The sequence below is a fragment of the Kaistella yonginensis genome (assembly GCF_030409525.1).
Classification (GTDB): Bacteria; Bacteroidota; Bacteroidia; order Flavobacteriales; family Weeksellaceae; genus Kaistella; species Kaistella yonginensis.
Genome location: NZ_JAUFQB010000010.1, coordinates 131,592 through 156,735, shown reverse-complemented (window position 1 = coordinate 156,735; position 25,144 = coordinate 131,592). Strand labels below are relative to the sequence as shown.

The following is a 25,144-nucleotide window of genomic DNA, read 5'->3' as shown; positions in this document are numbered from 1 at the left end:
AATACTTTGTGCATTTATCATTTTAATTCATGAACACTATTCTTATCATCCTGGCAGTAGCGGTTATCTTGATCTATTTTTTTCGAAAAGATCTGAAGCATAAATTCGTGCCGAATAAAGAAAAATATGTAACGATCGACGATCAGTTTAATACTGAAAAAAAAGAACGTGAAAATGAAATTGATAAAATCCTGAGCAAAATAGGAAAAAACGGATTAAAAGATCTTTCAACAGAAGAGAGAAAACGACTCGACGAACTTTCAAAAAAAATAAAATAAAAATGGAATCCCTAATTGTACATCCTAAAAATCAAATGGAACTTAATGCACTGAAAAGTGTCATGAAAGATATGGGCATAAAATATGAAAAATTTCATACGAGAAATCATCATGCTGCTCCAAAATCCGAATCGAAATCACCCGCAAATAAATCAGCAAAACCTGCCAGAAATTTCAAGGATAAACCAAAGAACGATTTGTAATGAAGAAAATAGCATTAATTACCTTTATCATTCTCTTAATCGATCAGGTTTCTAAATTTTATATCAAAACGCATTTTAATTTAGGCGAAAGCATTCCTGTATTTCCTGGTTTTAAATTAACTTTTGTAGAAAATCCCGGCATGGCTTATGGCTTTCATTTCGGTGGTTTATTGGGAAAATATGCACTTGTAATTGTGCGCGTTTTTCTAATTGGCGGTATGGTTTATTTATTTAACAAATGGCTGAAAGAAGGTGCGAGCAATTATTTACTCATCCCAATGGCCATGATTTTTGCCGGTGCCATCGGTAATTTAATCGATGGAATGTTTTACGGAATGCTCTTCGACAGTGGTACTGTTTATGATGAAAGCATCAGTCGCTGGATCGAATATGGTGGTATTTCGAAAGTCGTTCCTATTGGGGAGGGTTATTCTAGCTTTATGAAAGGGTGCGTGGTCGACATGTTACATTTTCCTTTGGTTGACTGGTACGTGCCAGAAAGCTGGCCTTTAATCGGCGGAAAACATATTGAATTTTTTAAATATATTTTTAATGTAGCCGATTCTGCAATTACCGTGGGCGCTGCATTACTATTGATTTTCAGAAAAAAAGCTTTGCCAAATGGCTTGGATTTTTAAATAGGACTAAATGAAACTATTTAATAAAACACCCATAACATTCCTGATACTTACCGTATTGGGAATTTTATTTACATTCTGGGCGAATTACATAATCGTTCAACCAACCAAAGATTACGAATCCGATTATTTGTTGAGATTCTATAACATTCAGTAAAATAAACCAAATGAAAAGCCCATTATTTGGGTCTTAAAAAAATCTAGAAAACATCTTAAAATAGATTAATTTTGTTCGATGTCGCATTTTCTACGAATATTTGTATTCCTTCTGCTAGGCTCCAATTTATTTTTGGCGCAATCTCCACCTGATTTCAGATTGCGGGTAGAAAATAGTTTTGCAAAGTTATATGAGAATCCAGATGTTGCGATCCATGCCGCAGAGGAAATCCGGACTGAAGAGGAGCAGCTCATCATCAAAGATATTCTAGCACAAGCCTATTTGTTGAAAGGAAATTATTTGGAATCCGTGCGCATTAGTTTTGAAAAATCCAGCTTGCAAAAACCTCAACGAGAGCTTCTCATCCGATTGGTTTTAGCACGGGAATTTTACAGTTTAAATCTTTATGAGCAAACCGCAAAAATAATTGAAACGGCAGTATCTGCAAAAAATCCCCCGCAGAATAGTCTATGGCTGGCGCAACTCTACCAATTACAAGCAAAGAACTTCATCGCTCTTAAGGATTTAAAGGCCGCAAAAAAAAGCATTTCTAAAAGCTCAAATCTTCTGAATAAAAATACTACTGCGACTCTTATTCTGAAAGAAAATGAACTTATCGCCGCCAATATATTATTACTAAATGGCCAATTTGGTCAGGCGAAAAAACAAGCCAATCAGTTGTTTTATTCGTTGGATGCGTTACCTAGAGCAACCTATTTATTTGCTTTAACCCAAGAGTTTCGCGGCCATTTGTTTTTTGAAGAACAAAATTACAAGGAATCAATCACCTGTTTAGAAAGCTCACTAAAAGCGTTGGAGGGAACAAGTTATGAACCGTTGAAAAACAGTCTCTTTATGGATTTATCCAAGAGTTATCTTGTTGCCAATCAAAATGAAAAGTACCAGTGGTATACCAGCAGATTCGAAGAAAGTTCGAAAAATTTAGAAAGTCAAAAAAAGGATGCACGGCGGGAACTTATACAGCTTAGCAGTAAATTAACTGCTGAAAACAACAAAGATATTTTTCAAAAACATAAAACACAACTTCTGTATCTCATTGGGGTTTCGCTATTGCTTATTTCCGTTTCTGTCTATTTTTTATTCCGGGAAATAAACAGCAGTAAAAGTCTTTTTAAACAAATACGGTTTTTTAGATCGCTTAGGATTCCGTATTTACGCTTAAGTTCTGCTCCAATAAAAACCAAAGATTTTAGCCGAAAACCGCTTAATATTCCAAAAGAAAAAGAACTTGAACTGCTTGAAAAACTCAACCAGTTTGAGGATTCAAAAAAATATTTAGATAATAATATGTCACTGGCAAACCTTGCCGTAGAACTGGAAACGAACACCAAATATCTTTCAGAAATCATTAATACGTACAAAGACAAAAACTTCAATGCGTATATTAATGAGTTGCGGATTAAATATATCACGCATCTTTTATCGACCGATTCAAGCTATCTACAATACAAAATCAGCTACATTGCAGAAATCGGAGGATTTACCTCGCACAGTGCATTCACCAATATTTTTAAATCGGTTACGGGTATGTCTCCAAATGAATACCTACAAACGTTAAGAAATCAAGCATTATGATCAGAATTAAAATTTTTCTTTTATTGCTCTGTTCGTTTTCTTTAGCCGTAAGCGCGCAAAACCCTACCGATTCTTTACGAAAGCGGGCAAAGGAAATCATCTATGATCAGCCCGAAGAAACCATAAAAATTGTCGAAAAACTACTTCTACAAGAAAAGAAAGCAGATGAAAGGGCACATCTTTATATGCTCATTTCCAATGCGTATATTGCAAAAAGAAATAATGACAGCTCCTTATTTTATATTTTAAAAGCAACGGATCTCATCAACACCACGACCCTAATCACCACTAAAATTAAAATTTTAAATTCGGTAGCCGTTCAATACCAACAAATGGAATTGTACGATAAGGCATTGGAAAGTTTAGATCGGGCCTTGGTTTTAACAGAAAAACTGCCATTTGGCGACAAAGACCGGGTCTTCTACTCCGCCTTTAATAGTGCGGTACACGGCATGATTTATAGGAACCAATCAAATCCTGATTTGGAATTGAAAAAGTTTAAACTCGCTGCCCAAAATTTTCATGAGTTAAAAGCAGATTCAAAAACATTGGCTAATTTAAGCATCATCTACTATAATATGGGAAACTGTTATCTGGATTTGTTAAAATTTCAAGAGGCAGCCATCGATTTTAAAAAGGCAGAAAATTTTGCAAAAGACTCCAAAACAAACAGCTTAGAAGCCTATGCGTTGAAAGGTCAGGGTGAAAGCTTATTCCTGAATCATTTTTATAAAGAAGCCCTTACCGTCTTATATCGCGCAGAAAAACTTGCAGAATCAAGCGGAGATTTGGTTTTAAATGAAGGCCTCTACAGGCTTTTGGCAAGCAGCAATCTGGCGATAAATAATTTTGAAAAATTTCAGCATTATAATACAAAATACTTAGCGATTCAGAAAAACTTAGAACAAAATGAATTAAAATCTTTAAACAGATATTTGAACACGCAAGAACTGGAACAACGAGAGCTAAATTCTAAGGTTCAAAAAAAGTTCAGACTTTATGAAGTGTTAACGCTGGTTTTTGCTTTTGCCATCTTATTTTTTATCCTTCAGAAAATTATCAAGCTCAAGAAAAAGAACCTGCGCCAAAAGAAAATATTAGAAACAATGGCAAAAGCAAAACAAATCGTGTAAACCAAAAAATTGAGGCTTGCCAAACGACCTTTAGTTTTGTATTTTTGCTTTTAAATTACAACAAAAACCATGTCCAGAATACTTACCGGCATACAAGCCACGGGAACACCGCATTTAGGGAATTTACTAGGAGCAATTATTCCTGCCATCGACCTGTCTAAAAAACCAGAAAACGAATCTTTTTTATTTATCGCCAACCTGCATTCATTAACACAGATTAAAAATGCAGAAGAACTAAAGCAAAACACCTATGAAATCGCCGCAGCTTGGCTTGCGTGTGGTTTGGACACCAACAAAACATTTTTTTACAGACAAAGTGACATTGCGGAAACGTGTGAATTAACGTGGTATTTATCCTGCTTTTTTCCGTATCAACGGTTGACTTTGGCGCACTCTTTTAAAGATAAAGCTGACCGTTTGGATGATGTTAATGCAGGTCTGTTTACCTATCCGGTTTTAATGGCTGCTGATATTTTGTTGTATGATGCCGAAATTGTGCCGGTCGGAAAAGATCAGTTGCAGCATTTGGAAATGGCAAGAGATATGGGTGCCAGATTCAACCATCAAATGGGAGAAGTATTTGTTTTGCCCCAGGCCAAATTACAAGAAGACACCAAATATGTACCGGGAACTGATGGCCAAAAAATGTCGAAATCAAGAGGCAATATTATTAATATTTTCTTACCCGAAAAGGAATTAAAAAAACAGGTCATGGCAATTGAAACGGATTCTAAATCACTAGAAGATCCGAAAGATCCAGAGACCGACAAAATTTTCGCTTTGTACGAATTAATCGCAAGTGCTGAACAAACAGAAGTTTTAAGACAAAAATACCTGGCCGGAAACTTCGGTTATGGTCATGCAAAAACAGAATTATTGCATTTGATTCTAAACCGATTTGAAAAGGAAAGAGAACTGTTCACCTATTATATGAACAACTTGCCAGAACTGGAAGAAAAGCTACAGGAAGGCGCTGCTAAAACGCGAGTGATCGCTTTGGAAACCTTAAGTCGGGTTCGAAAAAGTGTTGGCGTTTAATTGAAGAACTCAAAAAAAACCTTTCCCACTCGGAAAGGTTTTTGCTTATAAATGATCTCTTAATTCTATTAATTTTTTAATGACTTTCACCTCATCAGCTTCAAATTTATCATCGAAGACATCAAAATAAATAACGCTTAGGCCAAAGGATTTTGCACCTTCCACATCAGCAATCCAGTCGTCACCGATCATTAATGATTCTGCAGCGGTAACTCCGGCTTTGTCCAAAGCATACTTGTAAATCTCTGGTTTCGGCTTTCTAATATTGATTTCATCAGCGCTGGTAATGGTTTCAAAATAGTTTTGAATTCCAGAAAGTTCACATTTTTTATGGGTGACTTCTTGAAAACCATTGGAAAGAATATGCATTTTGTAGCCTTTATCGTGCAGGTATTCTAATATTTCGAAAGCGCCTTCTACCAAATCATTATAATTCAGGATTTCATCTAAGAAATTGCGTTCAAAAGCTTGTGCTAATTCAAAATCATCAATTCCAAAAAACAAGAAAGAATCGTAAAACCGGTGTTTTCTTAAATATTCTTTATCTATTTCGCCATCACGAATTTGCTCCCAAAGTCGCTCATTGATGGTGAAGTATTCCCGATGGAAATCATCAAAATCCAAATTATACTTATCGCGGACTTCTTGTCTTTTAAAAATTTCCTTTAAAGTTAAAAAAGCATTTCCGCGGTGGTCCCAAAGGGTATTGTCGAGGTCAAAAAAAAGGTGCTGAATTTTCATACAGCACAAATTTAAGGAAATAAAGATTAATTGGTTGAAACAAGGTAGGTTTTTGATTTCAATTTTATAGCTTGAATACTTTTGGAATAGCTTAAGAGAAAATCAATGGTTTGTTTCTTTGGTCTCAATTGTCTTTCATTTAAAGTGTAATTATTTTTCATACGCGAAATATTTAACTAAAAACGAAAGATTTTGCATATTATTATCTGGTTAAAATAATTTGATGTTCTTCCATAATTTTTCTCAAATTAATTAAAGCGTAGCGTACCCTACCCAGCGTAGTGTTGATACTGGAATCGGTTTGATCGGCGATTTCTTTGAAAGACAAACCATCAAAAAAGCGCAATTTTATTACTTCTTGCTGATTTTTTGGCAGATAATCGAGCATTCTCATCAAATCTTCTTGAATTTGCCGACTTACCAATTGCTCTTCAATATTTTCTTCTTGCACAGAAATGAGGTCGAAAATTGAAAATTCTTCATTGTCGTAAGAGGTTTCTGAGACTTTGTTATGTTTGGCTTTTAAGCGAAAGTGATCGATGACCAGGTTATGAGCAATTCTCTTTGCCCACAAAACAAATTTCCCTTCTTCATTATAGCGGCCTTCTTTTAAGGTAACAATTATTTTCATGAACGTATCTTGGAAAATATCATTGGCCAAGCTTTCATCCATTAACTTATAAAAAATAAAGGTAAAAATTTCTTTCTGATGTCTTTCAATGAGTATGGCTAGCGCTTTTTCGTCCCCATTTTTGAAACTTGAAATCAGCCAACTATCTGTATTTTTATGCATAACTCTTTTCTTAATTTAATCCAAGAATTCTCGCCCCTCATGATCTGGGCTAGGAAAATTCCGTTATTAATAAACTGATAGAGTTATATGATCTATAAAATTGGCTTTATTGTGAGTGGCTAAATTAGTAAAAAAGTTAATACTCTGTTAACTAATTAATAAAAAATTGCAAAATAATCATTTTAATAAATCGTGAAGCATGACTAATGGTAGATTAATCGTAAAATTTACGTTGACACCTTTCATCTCTTTACCGTTGAGACCAGCTTTATCGATTGAAAATGCATAACCTCCTGTTAAATCTATGACCCCAAACAAAGTTACTCCGGCTTTGGGTGCGAAATATTTCGTGGTGGTTTCTGCTCCTGCGACAAAGTAGATAGAATGGTATAAATCAACATTCCTTTCAAAATTCAGAAGAATATCTGCCTGAATCTTAGGTATGATAGCGAATTTTCCGTTGACACTTCCCATCATTCCGGCTGCACCCAAGCGGTAAATAACATCATCATTTTGTAGAAAGAGTAAACGGCCACCGAGTTCTGCAAAATTTTGGTTTTGGTATACGTAACCCACATGAACCATTTTATGTACGGTCATTTGAGCTTTCGTACTACCGAAAGTTAATAAAAATAATAGGGTGGCGAAAACGATCCTCTTCTTCATTACTATAATTTTATATTGGGGATAAAGATAAAAAAACTGCTTTAACATTTCTGTAAAAGCAGCTTTTTATATTTTTTAAAGATTAAATTCTTTCTTTATCTCGTCTACTTTGTCGAGTTTCTCCCATGTAAAAAATTCTAAATCTTTAATGGTAAACTCAACACCATTGGCACCGCGGAAAGTTTTATCAGCAACATAATGTGCTCTTCCCATGTGCCCGTAAGAAGCAGTTTCCTGATAAATAGGGTTTCTTAATTTTAAATTTTGTTCGATGGCGTAAGGTCTCAGATCAAATATCTTCTGGATTCTTTCGGCAATTTCTCCATCATGTAACCCCAATTTTGAAGTTCCATAAGTATTAACATATAAACCACAAGGTTCTGCAACACCAATTGCGTATGAAACCTGAACCAGAATTTCCTCAGCAACACCAGCTGCTACCAGGTTTTTGGCCATGTGACGCACTGCATAAGCAGCACTTCTATCTACTTTTGATGGATCTTTACCGGAGAATGCACCACCGCCGTGTGCTCCTTTCCCACCATAAGTATCTACGATAATTTTTCGTCCGGTTAAGCCCGTATCGCCATGTGGCCCTCCGATAACAAATTTTCCGGTAGGATTTACATGGTAAGTAATCTGATCATTAAAAAGATCTTGAATTTCTTTTTTTTGTTTTGCTTTTACTTTTGGGATCAATATTCCGATGATATCTTTTCTGATTTTTGCAGACATCGCTTCATCACTTCCAAATTCGTCGTGTTGTGTAGAAACCACGATAGAATCAATTCTTACGGGTTTATGGTCATCAGAATATTCAATAGTTACCTGCGATTTAGCATCAGGGCGAAGGTAGGTAATCGCGTTATTTTCTCTTCTTAGGATCGCCAATTCTTTAAGAATGGTATGGGCTAGATCTAGGGCCAATGGCATATAGTTATCTGTTTCGTTGGTTGCGTAACCAAACATCATTCCCTGATCACCTGCCCCTTGGCTGTTTGCTTTGGTTTCAAAATCATCATTCTCAACGCTTCGATCAACACCCTGGTTGATATCTGAAGATTGTTCATGAATCGCAGAAATAACACCACAAGAGTCGCCTGCAAACATATATTCGCCTTTGGTATACCCAATTCCATTGATTACTTTTCTCGCGATATCCTGCACATCAAGATAGGCTGTTGACTTCACTTCACCAGCCAAAACAACTTGACCTGTGGTCACTAATGTTTCACATGCAACTTTTGAGGCCGGATCATGCGCCAGGAAATTATCGATTAAGGCATCAGATATTTGATCAGCCACTTTATCTGGGTGTCCTTCGGATACCGATTCAGAGGTAAATAAATAAGACATATTTCTATTTGTTTTTAATTAAAAAAATAGAAGAAAATTGGGTGATTGCAACAGAAACTAAAAGAGAAAAATCGGTTTTAGCATTTTTTAATGAGGTTGCAATCAGTACAAATTTTTCCTCTGGTAAATTATTGGTGCAAATTTAGCCACTATTTATGAAATTGCAAAATTTATTTAGATGTTAAAAATCATTGTGGTTTAATGCCCACAAATTCTTCTGGGTTTTTGTTAAAATTTAGCTTGGTATTCAATGACTCAGAAATAAAGGCAATTAATTCATCTAAAATCTTCTGCTTATAAGTCGGCTTATAATAAATGACCGAAATCTCACGATACGGAAATGGCGCTCTAAAACGCTTTACTTTTTGCCGCTGCTCATCGGTTAACTGTTCTACAGCGAGCTCAGGTAAAATACTGATTCCTCCTAATTTATCAACCAACTGAACCAAGGTATTGATATTTGACGCGACAAAATCTAGATTTTTTGGCTTTACCGTATTTTCCTTTAGTTCGCAAATATTTTCAAATTGGGTTCTCAGGCAATTACCTTCCTCCAAAAGCCAAACTTTCTGCACATCAATATCTTCAGGAACTACAAAACTGTCTTTCTTTTCCGAGGTGCTATCGTCGGCTGCATAAAGCATCAATTCTTCATTAAACAAAAAGTCGTGGTAGAATTCATTGGCTGCAGTATAAGGAGTAGAAATAATTCCCGCATCAAGTTCACCACTTTTTAAAGCTTTGATGATATTATCCGTGGTCATTTCTTTAACGCTCAGCTCAATCTTAGGATGGTTTTTTAGAAAATCGAAAATTTCTGTTGGTAGTATAAAACCCGAGACGGTGGGAATAATCCCCAAATTCAGTTTTCCTGCCAAAACATTATTGAGTAAATTTGCTTTGCTCCGTAACTCATTAATCGCATCGATTACTTTCTTTGCTTCTACGACCAGTTGCATTCCGACATCGGTGGTGCGTATGGGATGGGTCGTTCTATCAAAAATCTTTACATCCATTTCATCCTCAAATTTCTGGATCATGGCACTCAAGGTAGGCTGCGTAATAAAACAAGCTTGCGCCGCATTGCCAAAGTGTTTATATTTATCTACTGCGATAAGATATTCTAGTTGTTGAATATTCATTAGGGTAATTTAGTCTAGGTCAAATATACTTAGATTTTGCCGAAATGTAATTATTTTTAAATAAATTTGAGGTTTATTAAATTCATTATTATGAGCAACAACAAATTAACCAACTCCGCTGGAATTCCCTATTATGAGCATGAAGATTCGCAGACCGCAGGACCAAGAGGGCCGGTTTTATTGCAAGATTTCATCTTACAGGAAAATTTAGCTCATTTCGTACGAGAAAGGATCCCTGAAAGAGTGGTGCACGCAAAAGGAACTGGTGCATACGGAACTTTTACTGTTACCCATGATATTTCAAATTACACCAAAGCAAAGTTATTTTCAACCGTAGGAAATAGCTGCAAAATTTTTACTCGATTCTCTACTGTTGGCGGGGAAAAAGGAAGCGCTGATACCGAAAGAGATCCCCGCGGGTTTGCGGTAAAATTTTATACAGAAGAGGGAAATTGGGATTTGGTGGGCAATAACACGCCCGTTTTTTTCATTAAAGACGCTAAAAAATTCCCAGACTTTATTCATACCCAAAAGCGGCTCCCAAAAACCAATCTTAAAAGCGCCACGATGATGTGGGATTTCTGGAGTTTTAATCCAGAATCGCTGCACCAAGTTTTAATATTAATGTCTGATCGGGGAACACCGCATGGTTATCGCCATATGCACGGATTTGGATCACACACGTTTTCAATGATCAATGCAGCCAATGAAAGAGTTTGGGTTAAGTTTCACTTTAAGACAAAACAATCAATCAAAAACTTCAATCAAGATGAAGCGGTAAAATTGAAGGGAGAAAATCCTGATTTCGCACAAGAAGATTTAATGAATGCGATTGAAGCTGGCGACTTCCCAAAATGGACGCTTTACATTCAAGTAATGACCGACGAACAAGCCAAGGAATTTCGATGGAATCCTTTTGATGTAACTAAAGTCTGGTTTCACGATGAATTCCCTTTAATTGAAGTTGGCGAAATGGAGCTTAATGAAATTCCGGTCAATTATTTTGCCCATGTGGAGCAATCTACTTTTTCACCGAGCAACCTAGTTAATGGCATCAGTTTTTCACCAGATAAAATGTTACAAGGTCGACTATTCTCCTATGCCGATGCGCACCGCTACAGAGTTGGCGCAAACTCCCATTTATTAGAAGTTAACCGTTGTCCTTTTGTGGTGAATAATTATCAAAGAGATGGTGCCATGGCAGATTCGAGCCAATACAAAGATGCACCGAACTATTACCCCAACAGTTTCGATGAAATAAAACCGATATCTGACTTTAAAAATTTCGAAGAAGATTTAGACAGTACTCACGTTTCACACTTTAACCGAAATGAAAATGATGATGATCATTATACACAGCCGGGGTTACTGTACACCAAAGCGATGAACGATCACGATCGACAAAATTTGGTTAATAATATTATAAGTTCAATGAAAGGTATTGCCGGACCAAAGAGAGATGAAATCATCAATCGACAGTTGTGTCATTTCTTTCGAGCGAATATTGAATTAGGAATGAAGATAGCGATGGGCTTGCAGATTAACATCGATGCAAACATGATGAGTCATTCAACCATTTAACCATTTATCAGCATTATTCATTTCAAAGTAGCGTGGTAAATACCGCCTCAAAGATTTGAGACCACCATGAGAAAAAAATGATTAATTTGCAGCGTATTAAAACCTTAACCTTTATAAAGATGTCGTACGAAAATATAGTTTTAAAAACAGATCAGAAAACAGCAATCATTACAATTAACCGTCCACAGAGTTTAAATGCGCTAAATGCGAAAACCATTTCGGAACTAAGTCAGGTTTTAGATGAAGTGTCTGCTGATCCAACTTACAGAGCCGTTATTATTACTGGTAGCGGTGAAAAGTCATTTGTTGCTGGAGCCGACATTAAAGAGTTTTCTGATTTTGGAACTGCCGCTGCAGAAGATTTAGCAAGAAAAGGGCAAAACATTCTTTTTAACAAAATCGAAAACCTCAACAAACCAGTGATCGCTGCTGTAAATGGGTTTGCGCTAGGTGGCGGTTTAGAATTAGCCATGGCTTGCCACATCAGATATGCGTCAGAAAATGCGAGATTAGGCTTGCCAGAAGTAACTTTAGGCTTAATCCCGGGTTATGGTGGAACACAGCGTTTGCCAAAACTGGTCGGAAAAGGCTTGGCCAATGAATTAATATTTTCGGCGAAAATGATTCCAGCGCAGCGTGCCAAAGAAATAGGCTTGGTTAACGATGTTTTTAGTTTAGAAGAACTTCTTGAAAAAACGAAAGAATTGGCCAATACAATCGCTCAAAATTCTCCGATGGGAATAGCCAAAGCAATAGCCGCGGTGAATCAATCCGATACTGAGCAAGGTTTCGAGACGGAAATTAAAGCATTTGGTGAACTCTTCGAAATGGCAGATAAAAAAGAAGGAGTCGCCGCTTTCTTAGAAAAAAGAAAACCCTCATTTTAAAAAAGTATATTTTTGATAGTAACTAAATTCGATATTGCTTATTTGAAAATGGCAAAGGTCTGGGCAAAACTCTCCTACTGCAAACGCAAGCAAGTTGGAGCGCTCATCGTGAAAGACCGTATGATTATTTCAGACGGTTATAACGGAACGCCTTCTGGCTTTGATAATTGCTGTGAAAATGAAACTGGGGACACCCACTGGTTTGTTTTACATGCAGAAGCGAACGCTATCTTGAAATTAGCTGGCTCTACGCAATCTGCAAAAGACTCTACCCTCTACCTTACCTTATCACCTTGCAAAGAATGCAGTAAACTCATTTTACAAGCAGGAATTAAAAAACTGGTCTATGTTGATCATTACAAAGATGACGATGGGATTAAATTTCTAAAAAATCATGGGATTGAGATCTTGCAAGTTCCTGATGATGAAATAAAATAAAAACACAAACACACATAAAATGATGACTTGGGATGAAAAAATTAAAGACTTCGAAACTTTTTTAAAATTTGAAAGAAACTTTTCGCAAAACACAATAGATGCCTATCTAAGAGACATCAAAAAACTCAAAGAATACGCGGAAGTTGACCTAGAAAACACAGGTCCACTAACCATAACCTACGAAAATATTCAAGAATACCTCTTTCAGCTTTCTAAGAAAAAATTTAGCGAGCGAACGCAGGCAAGATGGATTTCTTCCATCAAGTCTTTTTTTAAATATTTGACTGAAGATGAAGTTCGGGAAGACAACCCTTCCACATTACTCGAGGGACCAAAATTGGGACTCTATCTTCCAGACACTTTGAGTTTTGAGGATGTAGAAAAAATCATTAACGCCATCAACATCAACACCGATTTGGGCAAAAGAAACCGCTGTATAATTGAAGTGCTCTACGGATGTGGATTGCGCGTTTCTGAACTAATCGATTTAAAAATTTCCAACATTAACTTTAAAGAATTGTATTTAAAAGTGGAAGGAAAAGGGGACAAGTCACGATTTGTTCCGCTCGCTTCCTATACCGCAGAACTCATGAAAAAACATATTCATTCGGTTCGGTCTAAAGGAAAAATCAATAAAAGACACGAAGATATTTTGTTTCTAAACAGCCGCGGAACTGCGATGTCTAGAGTTATTGTTTTTATCATTATTAAAGAACTTACAGAAAAAGCGGGCATTAGTAAAAGGATTTCACCACATACTTTCCGTCATTCTTTTGCAACCCATCTCTTACAAAACGGAGTTGACTTGCGCTACATTCAAGAAATGCTGGGTCATTCAAGTATTACAACCACCGAGATTTATACGCATTTAAAAAACGAAGAATTACGGGACGTAATCCTTAATTATCATCCCAGAAACAAAACAGAATGAACGATTTAAAATACTGTCCGAAATGCGGAAATCCCGCTCTAAAATGGGATGGCGAAAAAAAATGGACTTGCTCCAACTGTGAATACGTTCTTTTTCATAATGTTGCCGGTGCGGTTGCGGTCATTATTAAGCATGGGGATCAAATTCTTTTTACCCGACGAAACCAAGAACCGAAAAAAGGGAAATTAGATTTGGCAGGAGGATTTGTAGATCCCAAAGAAAGTGCTGAAGAAACCTGTGTGCGTGAGCTTTTCGAAGAAATGAAAATTAAAGTTGACCGCTCCCAATTAAAATACCTAGCGAGTTTACCCAACACGTACGAATACAAAAATATTTTGTACAATACCATTGATTTATTCTACGAATATGAAGTCTCGGAAAAGCTAGAAATTCAGTTAGAAATCGCTGAAATTTCGGAAGCTGTTTGGCTTAAAAAAGAGGACATTAATTTAGATGAAATCGCTTTTGAATCTCAACAAATATTTTTCGAAAAATATAAAAGATCATAGAAAACAACTTCTTGAAGGATTAGTTAAAAAGCCTGTTTAATGATACGTAAAAAAAATCTTTTTCGCCCATCCTAAAGGGTAGAAAATTTCTAAAAGATTTTGTCAAAACGACAGCCTTTAGGAATTGGGGAATTAATTTTGATAAATTTTAAACAGACTCTAATATTTTACAGTAATTTTGAAAATTGTAATATTCCACCATGCAAGAACAAATCATTTTCGAAGACAATCATCTTTTAATTATCAATAAAAAAGCCGGACAACTTGTTCAAGGTGATAAAACTGGTGATTTATCTTTACTTGATTTAATTAAAAACTTTATTAAAAAAAGAGATCAGAAACCTGGAAATGTCTTTCTTGGATTGGTTCACCGTATCGATCGACCGACTTCTGGATTGGTTATTTACGCCAAAACTTCGAAAGCACTTTCCCGTTTAACACAGATGGTAAAAAATCGGGAAATTAAAAAAACGTATTGGGCCGTGGTTCCCAAAACTGAAATTCCCCAAAGCCAGCGACTGATCAACTACCTTCAAAAAAATGAAAAAAACAATAAATCAACCGTTTTCCCAAAAGCGACAGAAGGTGCCAAAGAAGCAGTTCTCAACTACGAAATCATGAAAGTTTTAGAAAATTTTCAGTTGTTAGAAGTCGATTTAGAATCGGGTCGTCATCATCAAATTCGTGCACAATTAGCGAAAATTGGCATTCCAATTAAAGGAGATTTAAAATATGGTTCGGCTCGCTCGAATCCCGATGGTGGCATACATTTGCACGCTAGACAGTTAGAGTTTATTCATCCTGTGACGAAAGAAAACATAAAAATAACCGCACCAGTTCCGGAAAATGATGCGGTTTGGAAAGCTTGTGAAGTGTAAATTATCAAGAAAACACAAATATTTATCACTAAAAATTAAATGCCAAATCGAAATCTTAGGATTAAATCTTTGATTTCCTTCTGAAAATTGATATTGTTTTTTGGATTAGTTTTTTAACTTAGAATAGCAAAGCAATATTAATTAGGGTGTTGTTGGCATTGCACCTCCGTTACTATCATTTTGATTGGTTTGTTTTAGAATATTGGCATCTTCTTTCGCCAATTTATTTTTGGTCGGTATTTTATAATTCACAGAAAACCCAAAGTTTCTTGTATCTGTTTTGTTATAAAGGAAAACACTATTTCCAACCAATGGTTTAGAGTGCAATTGGGTTACCTGTGTATTGAACAGATCATTCCCATACACCGAAACGGTTAGTTTTTCATTTAAGAATTTTTTGGTAAAAGTCAAATCAAATCTTTCATTAAAAGGTTTCTCTGATTCAAAATAGTAGAAGCCGGCTTTTTTAGACAATACATTATAATTCGCCGTCATTTTTATTTGAGATGGCAACATGACCTGCGCCATTAGATTTACGATAAACATTCCTTTCGGGTCGATTTCTTTTATTTCATGTTTCATATAGCCGGCATACACATATAGAAAATTGATTTTATCGGGGTTGAAATTCACTTTCATAATTTCACTTAATGGCGTAGTGAAAATCATAAATGGAATTGGCATCCCGATATTAAAATTGTGAATTCTCATGCTTGGAATATTCACCTGCTCATTTTTAATAACATCGCCATCTCGCGAAAGTAATTGCGCCACCTGATTATCAACAGAGGAAACATTATAACCAATAAATGCATAATCAAAGGCCGAAAGTTTGATTTCGAAATTATCATAAATCGTTGGCTGCAAATATGGATTTCCTGTAATGCTAGAATTGGGTCCAGTAAAGGTATTGTTATTGGGATTCAACGCTGAAATGCTTGGCAAGGTGATTTTCTTATTGTAATTCAAAGCCAAATAAACCTGATTCATCAAATTGTATTGAATACTTGCATTGGGAAACAGTTTAAATTTATTAAAAGGAATCAGTGGTTCCCGTTGTAAAGCACCTGCCAAATCTATTAGCCTGGTTGTTCCCCCGATATCATAATTCTCTGCCCTTGTTCCCAAGACAAAATCAAATTTTTTCAACTTCGCTTGGAATTCTAAATACGTGGAAGCGGTATTTCTTTCATATTCCAAATTGGTCACTCCTTTACTTTCGGTATCGAAAATTTGATTTTCATACAAACCTCCGAAACTCACTTTTCCTTCATCTAAGATTTTAATGGGCTGAGAAAAATCAACTTTGAAGTTAGACACCTGCATCACCGAATTATTATCCAGCAACCTGCCCAATGATTGATTGCCGTTAACCGTTGACTGATTATAAATATTGTCTTGGTAGAAATCGTTATCTGAGCGCGTATAACCTGCCTGAAAATCCAGTTTTTTATTCTTGTCATCGAATCTTTTCTGATAGGTCACCACCGCTTCTTGTCGCAGCGTATTCGTTTTGGCTGCATCAAGAGCCGAGAATTTATTTACAATCTGGCTTGGTAGGGTAAATGACCCATTGCTTAAAGTAATATTATCATTATTATTGCTATAAACATCATAATTCAATAATAATTTATCATTGCCCAAATCTACAGTTACCCCCGCTTTTGCAAAAGTTCCACGAGAAATTCGATCGGTATTTGATAAGACCAAATGATCCTGATTGCTATTCATTTCGCTTTCACGATAACTTTGACCGACCCTTAATTGCCATCCAAAATATTTATTTCTGGCATTTAAACTTAGTGAATTATTGGTTCTGCTTCGGAATTTATTTTCATTGGTAAAGGCGTAGTTTCCAGAATAGGTGGCGGTTAAATATTTATTTGCATTTTTATTGGTAATAATATTCATGATCGCTCCCCCAGAAGTAGCAGGAAACTCTGCGCCAGGCTGGGTAATCACTTCAATTTTTTCAATGGAGTTTGCCGGCATTCCTTCTAAGAAAGAGATTAAATCGTTGGTAGAGATATTTAGCGGTCGCCCGTTGAGATAAACATCCAGTACTTTTCCCTGATACATCATTCCGGCCACATCGGTTGCAATTAAACCAGGAAGTTTTTTAATTCCTTCCATAGCAGAACCCGTGTTCAGGTATTCTTGCTCAGAAAAATCAAAGATTGTTCGATCGGCTTTTTGCTCAACTGCCTTTTTAGTTTTGGTGATAATGACCCCTTCAATTTCTTTTTCTTTGGTTGGGGAATTTGGTTTTTCCTGTGAAAAATAAAGTTGAGAAAATATTAAGGCAATAAATGCAGAGGATAGTTTTTTGGTCATAAATTGATTTCTACTTAATAAGACAACGGAACTGAGAAAATGTTACAGAATTTACTCTTTGGATCAGACTTTATCCTATCTTTTGTTAAATGACGACTTCATAATTTAAACTTATTTCTCAATTTAATTCGCTCTATTCTTTTCATCAAAATCTATAGAACGGTTATTGTTTTTTACTTTCTGGTTTCCAAAATTATAGGTTGCACTAAATGTAAATTTTCTTGCATCCCAATAGTTATTGAAGGTCTGAATATTATCTGCAAAATAAACCGTTCCCTTATATCCGGATTGACGGAAAATATCATTTACAGAAAGATTTATTTGCAACGCTTTTTCAATTAAACTCACTTTTATTCCTGCACTGAAATTCGCGTTACTTTCTGAAAAATTATTGCCACTTTTCGATGGTAAATTTTGCCAATAATTCATTAGCAAAAAGAAAGTTTTCTGTTTATTCAATTGAAAAGTATTGTTGGTCGAATAATAAAAAGATTGCCCATTTTGTGGTAAAGCATCAAATTTTAAAATTTGCGAATCACTATAAGTCAAAGAAGTTGAAAGATTAGTTTCCCAAAATTTAAAAAACGTATTCGAATAATTAAGATTAAGACCAAATGTATTCTCATTAAAATAATTTTCATAGGTACTGATCATGTTAATTCCGTCCAGAAAACTGATTTGATCAAAATTATCGATGCTTCTTTGGTAATAAATATTTGCGGAAAATTTACTTTTAAAAATATAATTAAATTCAATATTATGATTAAAGGAAGGTTGTAAAATTGGATTTCCGGCAAAATAATTATATGGATTAGAATACCATCGAAATGGATTAAGCGCTCGGAAATAAGGCCGATTTATTCTCTTGGAATAGTTTAAACTGAATTGATTGTTTTCGTTTGCTTCGTACGAAATATAAGCAGTTGGAAATAATTGACCGTAATTATTTTCAGATTTCGATTGAGTCGTTTTCGAAAATCCATCTGTTTGGGTATACTCATATCGAAGTCCAAATTTAGCAGACCACTTCTCACCGAAATCTTTAATGGCACTTAAATAAGCAGCATAATTCTTTTCATCATATTGAAAAACATTGCTTCTTTCGGAATTCATTTCGTAATCATTATTAATAAAATTAAAATATTGAATGTCTGAACTATTAGAGAACTGGCTATACTTCAAACCTGTTTCTACTTTAATATTTTTAAAATTTAAAGAAAGATCACCTTGCCCAGAATAAATTTTATAATCTACGTACGATAAATTTCTTACTATTTGATTGGATTGATTCGCCAAATCTGTCGTTATAAAATTAACATTCGTTTCTGGTAAATTTCCATAGTAATTGGCTCCAAAACTTAATTTGTGTTCACCCAATTTTTGGTCATAAAACAAATTCAATAATTGTGAATTTGCAGTTGAACGGTGTTTAGAATCAGTATTGGTATTCAATATATTTTGAGTTCCCGAGAAATATCGACTTTTTGAATCAATATCCATATTAGAATGATTTTTTGAAAGATCATAAATAAAACCGACGGTGGCCTTTTCAGAAAGCGAATAATCAAGATTTACATTCATTCCCAATCCATCATTCATATCGCGTCTTTCATCTCTGCCAAGATCAGAATTAACTCCGATGAAATTAAAATTTTCTATCGATTTTTTCTCATCATCATAACCACGAAACTTTACCGAAGTTTTTAGTTTTTCATTTTGATAATTTACACCGCCAGAACCTCCAAATCCATCATAAGTAGATTGTTTATAATAAGAATTTAAATAACCGTTCCAACCGAGGTTTTGGTTTTTCTTTAAAACAATATTGATAATTCCGCTATTTCCCTGCGCTTCATATTTTGCCGGCGGCGTGGTAATTACTTCAATTTTTGCAATATTCTCAGATCGTAAACTTTTGAGATAATTGATTAATTCTGCACCGGAAAGATTTAACATTCGATCGTTTACCATAACTGAAACACCACTTTTTCCAACAATAGAAAGTAAACCTTTGTCTTCATCAATCTTCAATAATGGTGTATTTTCCAAAACCTCAACTCCAGAACTTCCTTCGGAAACCATGGCATTTTGAACATTATAAATAAACCGATCTACTTTTCTTTCGAAGATTTTTTTCTTTCCTTCGAGAACTACAGTTTCGATATTTTTAATCTTGATAGAATCTTCTACTTGTCCAAATAAGGAAATAGAAAATAGGGATGAAATTAGTAAAGTTGATTTGCTCATAATTGTATTGTTCTTATTTATAACACTTAATGAAGTGTTTCTGTTACATTGTATGACGCAAAACTATAAAAGCAGATGTAGAACTAAAACCGATTTTAGACAAAGCCATTTTCTTACCCGATTAAATAGTTTAATCGGAAAATATGGTATGTTCGTCGAAAATTAGGTTCACAGTTTTTATAAATCTCTATTTTTGTTGCATGAAAAACAAGGCTCTTCTTTATTTACATTTATTTTATTGGCTAATCAATATGATTGGAAGCGTCATAATTCCCTATTTCGTCTTCCATACAAAGTATCCTATTTTAAACATTACCTTCTTTATTACAAGTCTTGCTTGTTTCTATATTAATTATTTCTTCGTCGTATCAGCATTTTTCGACATCAATAAATTATATAAAACGATTGTGGGATTTTTCTTAAGTGTATTATTTTTTGTCATCATCCGATTTTGTATTGAAGAATGGTTTCTTCCCAACTATTGGGGTTTTAGAAATTATGCTGAAAAGACAAGTTTTGGCTTCTATTTTTTTGATAATATTTATTTCAGCAGCAACACCATATTTATCAGCACCGTTTTTTGGTTGTTTAAAAAATTCTCTGATTCTGAAAAAGAAAAAAGTCTTTTATTAAGTGAAAAGAAAAGCGCACAACTTCAAGCGTTAAAAACTCAAATTAATCCGCATTTCATTTTCAATTCTTTGAATAATATTTATTCATTGGTTTATCAAAAATCAGATAAAGCATTATCTGCACTTGAAGAATTAAGCCAATTATTGAGATACAGCACCAAAGATTTAGAAAAAGATTTTATCTCTTTAGATAAAGAAATTGGATATATTGCCAGTCTGATTGCACTTGAAAAATTACGAATTAAAAATCCTGACCTTTTAATTGTAGAAAAAAACATCAACTATGCGGATCTTGATATTTCACCGATGTTATTAGTTCCTTTCGTAGAGAATGCTTTCAAACATGGAGATTTTGATGGAAACGGTTTTACTTTAAAAATAAATGATAACGATAAAACAGTGCATTTCCATCTTCATAATTTTAAAAATGAAAAAGTGAAAGATGCAGTTTCGGGAATTGGAATTGACAATGTTAAAAAACGTCTCGAAATTTTATATCCTCAAAAACATCAGTTAAATATTACCGAATCTCAAACAGAATTTACAGTAGATTTGAAAATCAATTTGCATTAAAATAAGAAAATCAACATGAAGAAAATAAAATGTATTATCGTTGATGATGAACCTTTGGCAGTTCAGTTGCTGGAAAATTATGTACAAAAAATTCCGTTTTTAGATTTGGTTTTCACGTCCAATAATCCAGTTACTGTTTTGGAATATATTCAAAATAATGAGGCTGATCTTATTTTCCTTGATATTCAAATGCCGCAATTATCGGGTATTAACTTTATGAAAATTGCAGGTGAACAATTGAAATATATTTTGACAACTGCATATTCGGAATATGCTTTAGAAGGTTATGAACACAATGTTATCGATTATCTTTTGAAACCAATATCTTTTGACCGTTTTAGCAAAAGCACTTTGAAAGCACAGGAACATTTTCAAATTAAAAATGCTGGCATTTCACATTTTTTCGTGAAATCTTCAGGTCAACAAAACCGAATTAATTTTGACGATATTTCTTTTATTGAAAGCATTAAAGATTACGTCAACATCAAAACAGAACATCAGGAACATATCGTTTTAGAAACTTTAAAATCCTTAGAAAATCAACTTCCCGATCATTTTTTGAGAGTTCATAAATCCTTTATTATCAATTTAAATAAAATTCAAACGATTGATGGAAAAAACATTCAATTGGTTTCTGAAAAAATAATCCCAATCGGCGAAACCTACAAATCTGATTTTCTTTTAAAAATAAAAAAACGCCCAATTTCTTGAGCGGTTTTTATTATAACTTTAAATACAATTATGCATTTCTTGCTGCTTCTGCGGCGATTAAGTTCAAAGCAGATCCTGCTTTATACCAATCGATTTGTTGAGCATTATAAGTGTGGTTTGTTACCACGAGATCTTTCGTTCCATCAGCGTGTACCAATTCTAAAGTCAATGGCTTTCCTGGTGCGAACTGTGCTAAATCTAAGAAGTTTACCTTATCATCTTCCTGAAATTTGTCATAGTCTGCCTTATCAGCAAAGGTTAAACCTAACATTCCTTGTTTTTTCAAATTCGTTTCGTGAATCCTTGCGAAAGATTTTACCAAAACTGCTTTTACCCCAAGATGTCTAGGCTCCATGGCAGCATGCTCTCTGGAAGAACCTTCGCCGTAGTTTTCATCTCCTACAACGATTGAAGGAACACCAGCTGCTTTGTATGCTCTTGCTACAGCCGGAACTTCACCATATTCTCCGGTAAGTAAATTTTTAACGGTATTGGTTTCCATATTATAGGCGTTAATTGCACCGATGAGCATATTATTAGAAATATTATCTAAATGTCCACGGTATTTTAACCAAGGACCTGCCATAGAGATATGGTCGGTCGTACATTTTCCGAAAGCTTTAATTAAAACTTTAGCGCCAGTGATATTTTGTCCGTCCCACGGCTGGAAAGGCTCTAGCAATTGTAATCGATCTGATGTTGGGCTCACTGCAATCTGCACGGCAGAACCATCTTTAGAAGGCGCTTGATAGCCGTTATCGTCTACCGCAAATCCTTTTGTTGGCAATTCAAAACCTTTTGGTTCATCTAATTTGATTTGCTCACCAGCTTCATTGGTTAAGGTATCTGTAATTGGATTGAAATCTAACCTTCCCGCAATTGCAACAGCGGCGACCATTTCTGGCGAAGCTACAAATGCGTGGGTATTTGGGTTTCCATCAGCTCTTTTTGCAAAGTTTCTATTAAAGGAGTGAATAATCGAGTTGACCTGTCCTTTATCAGAGCCCTCTCTGTCCCACTGACCGATACAAGGTCCACAAGCATTGGTAAAGATTCTGGCGTTTTCAAATTTTCTGAATGAATCCAGGAATCCATCTCTTTCTGCCGTGAATTTCACTTGCTCAGAGCCTGGATTAATTCCTAAGATTGCTTTTGGTTTAACTCCTTTCGCAAAAGCATCTTCAACAATCGAAGCTGCTCTGGACAAATCTTCGTACGAAGAGTTGGTACACGAACCAATCAAGGCCCATTCTACCTCAATTGGCCAACCGTTTGCAACTGCTTTCTCATGGAATTCAGCCACCGGAGTTGCTAAGTCTGGGGTGAAAGGTCCGTTTAAATGCGGTGTTAACTCATCCAAATTAATTTCAATAACCTGATCGAAATATAATTCTGGATTTGCATAAACTTCAGCATCACCTGTTAAATGGTCTGCAATTTTATCTGCCTGATCTACAACATCCTGTCTACCTGTGGCAGAAAGATATCTTCTCATCGAGTCATCATAACCGAAAGTTGAGGTGGTTGCTCCAATTTCAGCACCCATGTTGCAGATTGTTCCTTTTCCTGTAGCAGAAAGTGATTTGGCACCATCACCGAAATATTCTACGATACAGCCTGTTCCTCCTTTTACGGTAAGAATACCAGCGACCTTTAATATAATATCTTTTGCAGCGGTCCAACCACTAAGTCTTCCTGTTAATTTAATCCCGATTAATTTCGGCATTTTCAATTCCCACGCCATTCCTGCCATTACATCTACGGCATCTGCTCCACCAACACCAATGGCAACCATTCCTAATCCACCTGCATTTACAGTATGCGAGTCGGTCCCAATCATCATTCCACCGGGGAAAGCATAGTTTTCTAAAACGACCTGATGAATAATCCCGGCACCCGGTTTCCAGAAACCAATACCGTATTTATCGCAAACAGAACTCAAGAAATTAAATACTTCTGAGTTTTTATTAATACCATCCTGTAAATCGGCCTCTGCTCCAACCCTAGCCTGAATCAAGTGATCTGCATGAGCTGTAGAAGGTACTGCAACTTTCGATTTTCCGGCTTGCATAAATTGCAACAGTGCCATTTGTGCAGTGGCATCTTGCATGGCTACTCTATCCGGTGCGAAATCTACGTACGAATTTCCGCGCTCGTGAGCCTGCGAAGCATTGCCTTCCCAAAGGTGGGAATAAAGAATTTTTTCTGCCAGGGTAAGTGGCTTGCCCACGGCTTTGCGAGCCGCTTCAATCCTTTCCGGATAACGTGCATACACCTCCTTAATCATATCAATATCAAAAGTCATATCTAGTGGTTTTTTATTATGTTTTATTAGAAATTCAAAAATACGAATTATTTTAACTTTGACGGGCCTAATGTCATTTAGAATAAAAATAAATATGATGCTTTATTTCTATTTCTCTATTTTTAAAAATTAAATTTGCGTATTCAATAAAAGAACCCCATTTTCCCGTTCCTAAATCTTAATTAATCAATTTTGGTGACCAAAAAAAACATCCCTCTGGGTATTTATTTTACCTTAGCAATATTGCTGGGCTTGACTTATTATTTTTATCATCCTGCTCATTATCAATTATTTCCAAAATGTGTATTTAAAAGCGTGACCGGATTAAGCTGTCCTGGTTGTGGTACACAAAGAGCCACGCATGAGTTACTGCATTTTAATTTTAAAAGTGCATTTTCTTATAATGCCTTGCTGGTCGTTTCTCTTCCGTTGGTTTTGGTTGGTTTGCTCTTTCATCAAACCAGATTAAAGGAACAGTTTCCAAAAATAAACAACTTTTTATTTAGTTCAACTGCTCTAGTTCTTATGTTCATCGTCGTCATTTTATTCTTTATTTTCCGAAATTTATAAATTCATATTTTTGTTTTAATTTAAAATTGATGAAAAAATTTTTCGCTTTCGTTTTATTAAGTTTTTCAATACTTATTTTTTCGCAGAAAAAACCGATTGTTAAAAGACCGCTTTCGACGAATATAGAGGCGGATTTTATTAAAATTAATGATTCCATTCCTGCACTTATTCCGTACAAAAAAGAGGGAAAATCTGGTTTTATTAATCAGAAAGGAAAAATCATGATTCCAGCAATTTACAGCAATGTTGGTTTTTTTACTGAAGATTGCCACCTTTTGCATTCGCCCAACCTTACAATTCGGAAATTTGGCTCAAAGAATTATGCATCTGTCCGGTATAATGGCGAAGATTACAGAATTGACCAAAGTGGCAAACGTATTTATTTCTTCAAAGATGAAGATTTGGGAAAATGCCCTTCGCAATTTAAAGCGCAATTATTCCATGCCTATATTTTGAACAAATATTATGGAATTATAGAAGATTCTAAGTTTCATGACGCTTCAGATTATCGACAATTCGCCATTTACCCACAATTCGACTACCTGTATATTTTAGAAGGCGATGATCTGAAAAACCCAATGATTATCGCAGTTAGAGATGATAAATTTGGAATTATTGATGTGAAGGGCAAAACCATTATTCCCTTTGAATACGAAGAAATTAAAAGAAATTACAGTTGGAAATTAGGTCGATTATTTGAAGTGACCAAAGACGGGGACAATTATTATTATATTGACATCAACAACAACGCCTATTGAAAAAATATTTTGTAGCTTTGGCTTCAGAAATTAAAGGGGTGCTGTAAAA

General features: G+C 35.2%; 26 protein-coding genes. 17 read left to right on the top strand and 9 right to left on the bottom strand.

Annotation, left to right across the window (positions count from 1 at the left end):
* Positions 1-29 precede the first annotated feature (29 nt).
* The 7 genes from QWY78_RS04180 (at position 30) to trpS (ending at position 5,043) form a co-directional block, all read left to right on the top strand.
* Positions 30-278, top strand: coding sequence for a DUF6576 domain-containing protein (locus tag QWY78_RS04180; RefSeq protein ID WP_290216896.1), 249 nt, complete (start codon positions 30-32; stop codon positions 276-278).
* Between the two features lie 2 nt (positions 279-280).
* A complete protein-coding gene (locus QWY78_RS04175; RefSeq protein ID WP_290216894.1) occupies positions 281-481 on the top strand; it encodes a DUF2683 family protein in 201 nt (66 codons plus the stop codon).
* Positions 481-1,119: a lipoprotein signal peptidase gene (locus QWY78_RS04170; protein WP_290216891.1), complete on the top strand. Its 639-nt coding sequence runs from the start codon at positions 481-483 to the stop codon at positions 1,117-1,119. The genes QWY78_RS04175 and QWY78_RS04170 overlap by 1 nt, the downstream gene beginning before the upstream one ends.
* Before the next feature lie 10 nt (positions 1,120-1,129).
* Entirely contained in the window at positions 1,130-1,276 is a 147-nt protein-coding gene (locus tag QWY78_RS04165) for a hypothetical protein (RefSeq protein ID WP_290216889.1), read from the top strand.
* A 78-nt stretch (positions 1,277-1,354) separates the two neighbouring features.
* Positions 1,355-2,872, top strand: a complete 1,518-nt coding sequence (locus tag QWY78_RS04160; protein WP_290216887.1) for a helix-turn-helix domain-containing protein — start codon at positions 1,355-1,357, stop codon at positions 2,870-2,872.
* Positions 2,869-4,005: a tetratricopeptide repeat protein gene (locus tag QWY78_RS04155; protein WP_290216885.1), complete on the top strand. Its 1,137-nt coding sequence runs from the start codon at positions 2,869-2,871 to the stop codon at positions 4,003-4,005. The genes QWY78_RS04160 and QWY78_RS04155 overlap by 4 nt, the downstream gene beginning before the upstream one ends.
* 69 nt (positions 4,006-4,074) lie before the next feature.
* The gene (trpS, locus tag QWY78_RS04150) at positions 4,075-5,043 is read left to right on the top strand and encodes a tryptophan--tRNA ligase (RefSeq protein WP_290216883.1); all 969 of its coding nucleotides are present in this window, start codon (positions 4,075-4,077) and stop codon (positions 5,041-5,043) included.
* A gap of 45 nt (positions 5,044-5,088) precedes the next feature.
* Here trpS and QWY78_RS04145 read toward each other — a convergent pair whose 3' ends face one another.
* From QWY78_RS04145 to QWY78_RS04120, 6 genes are all read right to left on the bottom strand, one after another.
* Positions 5,089-5,784 (bottom strand): YjjG family noncanonical pyrimidine nucleotidase, encoded by a 696-nt coding sequence (locus QWY78_RS04145; protein ID WP_290216880.1) that lies wholly within the window; start codon positions 5,782-5,784, stop codon positions 5,089-5,091.
* Positions 5,785-5,810: 26 nt separating this feature from the next.
* Positions 5,811-5,945: a hypothetical protein gene (locus QWY78_RS04140; protein WP_290216879.1), complete on the bottom strand. Its 135-nt coding sequence runs from the start codon at positions 5,943-5,945 to the stop codon at positions 5,811-5,813.
* Between the two features lie 41 nt (positions 5,946-5,986).
* Positions 5,987-6,577: an RNA polymerase sigma factor gene (locus QWY78_RS04135; protein ID WP_290216877.1), complete on the bottom strand. Its 591-nt coding sequence runs from the start codon at positions 6,575-6,577 to the stop codon at positions 5,987-5,989.
* Between the two features lie 177 nt (positions 6,578-6,754).
* Complete coding sequence (locus tag QWY78_RS04130; RefSeq protein WP_290216875.1) at positions 6,755-7,243, bottom strand: hypothetical protein; 489 nt, start codon at positions 7,241-7,243, stop codon at positions 6,755-6,757.
* 75 nt (positions 7,244-7,318) lie between these two features.
* A complete protein-coding gene (gene metK / locus QWY78_RS04125; RefSeq protein WP_290216873.1) occupies positions 7,319-8,599 on the bottom strand; it encodes a methionine adenosyltransferase in 1,281 nt (426 codons plus the stop codon).
* Positions 8,600-8,787: 188 nt separating this feature from the next.
* Positions 8,788-9,741, bottom strand: coding sequence for a hydrogen peroxide-inducible genes activator (locus QWY78_RS04120; protein ID WP_290216872.1), 954 nt, complete (start codon positions 9,739-9,741; stop codon positions 8,788-8,790).
* A gap of 90 nt (positions 9,742-9,831) precedes the next feature.
* Between QWY78_RS04120 and QWY78_RS04115 the strand changes: the two genes are divergently transcribed.
* The 6 genes from QWY78_RS04115 (at position 9,832) to QWY78_RS04090 (ending at position 14,965) form a co-directional block, all read left to right on the top strand.
* Positions 9,832-11,322, top strand: a complete 1,491-nt coding sequence (locus QWY78_RS04115; protein ID WP_290216869.1) for a catalase — start codon at positions 9,832-9,834, stop codon at positions 11,320-11,322.
* 119 nt (positions 11,323-11,441) lie between these two features.
* On the top strand, positions 11,442-12,209 hold the full coding sequence (locus QWY78_RS04110) for an enoyl-CoA hydratase/isomerase family protein (protein ID WP_290216867.1): 768 nt from the start codon (positions 11,442-11,444) through the stop codon (positions 12,207-12,209).
* Positions 12,210-12,221: 12 nt separating this feature from the next.
* A complete protein-coding gene (locus QWY78_RS04105) occupies positions 12,222-12,647 on the top strand; it encodes a deoxycytidylate deaminase (protein WP_435389046.1) in 426 nt (141 codons plus the stop codon).
* A 22-nt stretch (positions 12,648-12,669) separates the two neighbouring features.
* Complete coding sequence (xerD, locus tag QWY78_RS04100; protein ID WP_290217000.1) at positions 12,670-13,578, top strand: site-specific tyrosine recombinase XerD; 909 nt, start codon at positions 12,670-12,672, stop codon at positions 13,576-13,578.
* Positions 13,575-14,087, top strand: coding sequence for an NUDIX domain-containing protein (locus tag QWY78_RS04095; RefSeq protein WP_290216865.1), 513 nt, complete (start codon positions 13,575-13,577; stop codon positions 14,085-14,087). The genes xerD and QWY78_RS04095 overlap by 4 nt, the downstream gene beginning before the upstream one ends.
* Positions 14,088-14,287: 200 nt before the next feature.
* A complete protein-coding gene (locus QWY78_RS04090; RefSeq protein ID WP_290216863.1) occupies positions 14,288-14,965 on the top strand; it encodes an RluA family pseudouridine synthase in 678 nt (225 codons plus the stop codon).
* 141 nt (positions 14,966-15,106) lie between these two features.
* Here the strand turns inward: QWY78_RS04090 and QWY78_RS04085 are convergent, their stop codons facing one another.
* Positions 15,107-17,299, bottom strand: coding sequence for an outer membrane beta-barrel family protein (locus QWY78_RS04085; RefSeq protein WP_290216860.1), 2,193 nt, complete (start codon positions 17,297-17,299; stop codon positions 15,107-15,109).
* Between the two features lie 123 nt (positions 17,300-17,422).
* Positions 17,423-19,546: an outer membrane beta-barrel family protein gene (locus QWY78_RS04080; protein WP_290216858.1), complete on the bottom strand. Its 2,124-nt coding sequence runs from the start codon at positions 19,544-19,546 to the stop codon at positions 17,423-17,425.
* A 200-nt stretch (positions 19,547-19,746) separates the two neighbouring features.
* Here QWY78_RS04080 and QWY78_RS04075 point away from each other — a divergent pair, with 200 nt between their 5' ends.
* Complete coding sequence (locus tag QWY78_RS04075) at positions 19,747-20,751, top strand: sensor histidine kinase (RefSeq protein WP_290216856.1); 1,005 nt, start codon at positions 19,747-19,749, stop codon at positions 20,749-20,751.
* Between the two features lie 15 nt (positions 20,752-20,766).
* Positions 20,767-21,462, top strand: coding sequence for a LytR/AlgR family response regulator transcription factor (locus tag QWY78_RS04070; RefSeq protein WP_290216854.1), 696 nt, complete (start codon positions 20,767-20,769; stop codon positions 21,460-21,462).
* A 28-nt stretch (positions 21,463-21,490) separates the two neighbouring features.
* On the opposite strand, the gene QWY78_RS04065 is transcribed toward QWY78_RS04070, so the two are convergent.
* Complete coding sequence (locus tag QWY78_RS04065; protein WP_290216852.1) at positions 21,491-23,767, bottom strand: aconitate hydratase; 2,277 nt, start codon at positions 23,765-23,767, stop codon at positions 21,491-21,493.
* A gap of 195 nt (positions 23,768-23,962) precedes the next feature.
* On the opposite strand from QWY78_RS04065, the gene QWY78_RS04060 reads away from it, so the two are divergent.
* Positions 23,963-24,337 carry a DUF2752 domain-containing protein gene (locus QWY78_RS04060; RefSeq protein ID WP_290216850.1) on the top strand — a complete coding sequence of 125 codons (375 nt, stop codon included), beginning with the start codon at positions 23,963-23,965 and terminating at the stop codon, positions 24,335-24,337.
* 29 nt (positions 24,338-24,366) lie between these two features.
* On the top strand, positions 24,367-25,095 hold the full coding sequence (locus QWY78_RS04055; RefSeq protein WP_290216849.1) for a WG repeat-containing protein: 729 nt from the start codon (positions 24,367-24,369) through the stop codon (positions 25,093-25,095).
* Positions 25,096-25,144 lie beyond the last annotated feature (49 nt).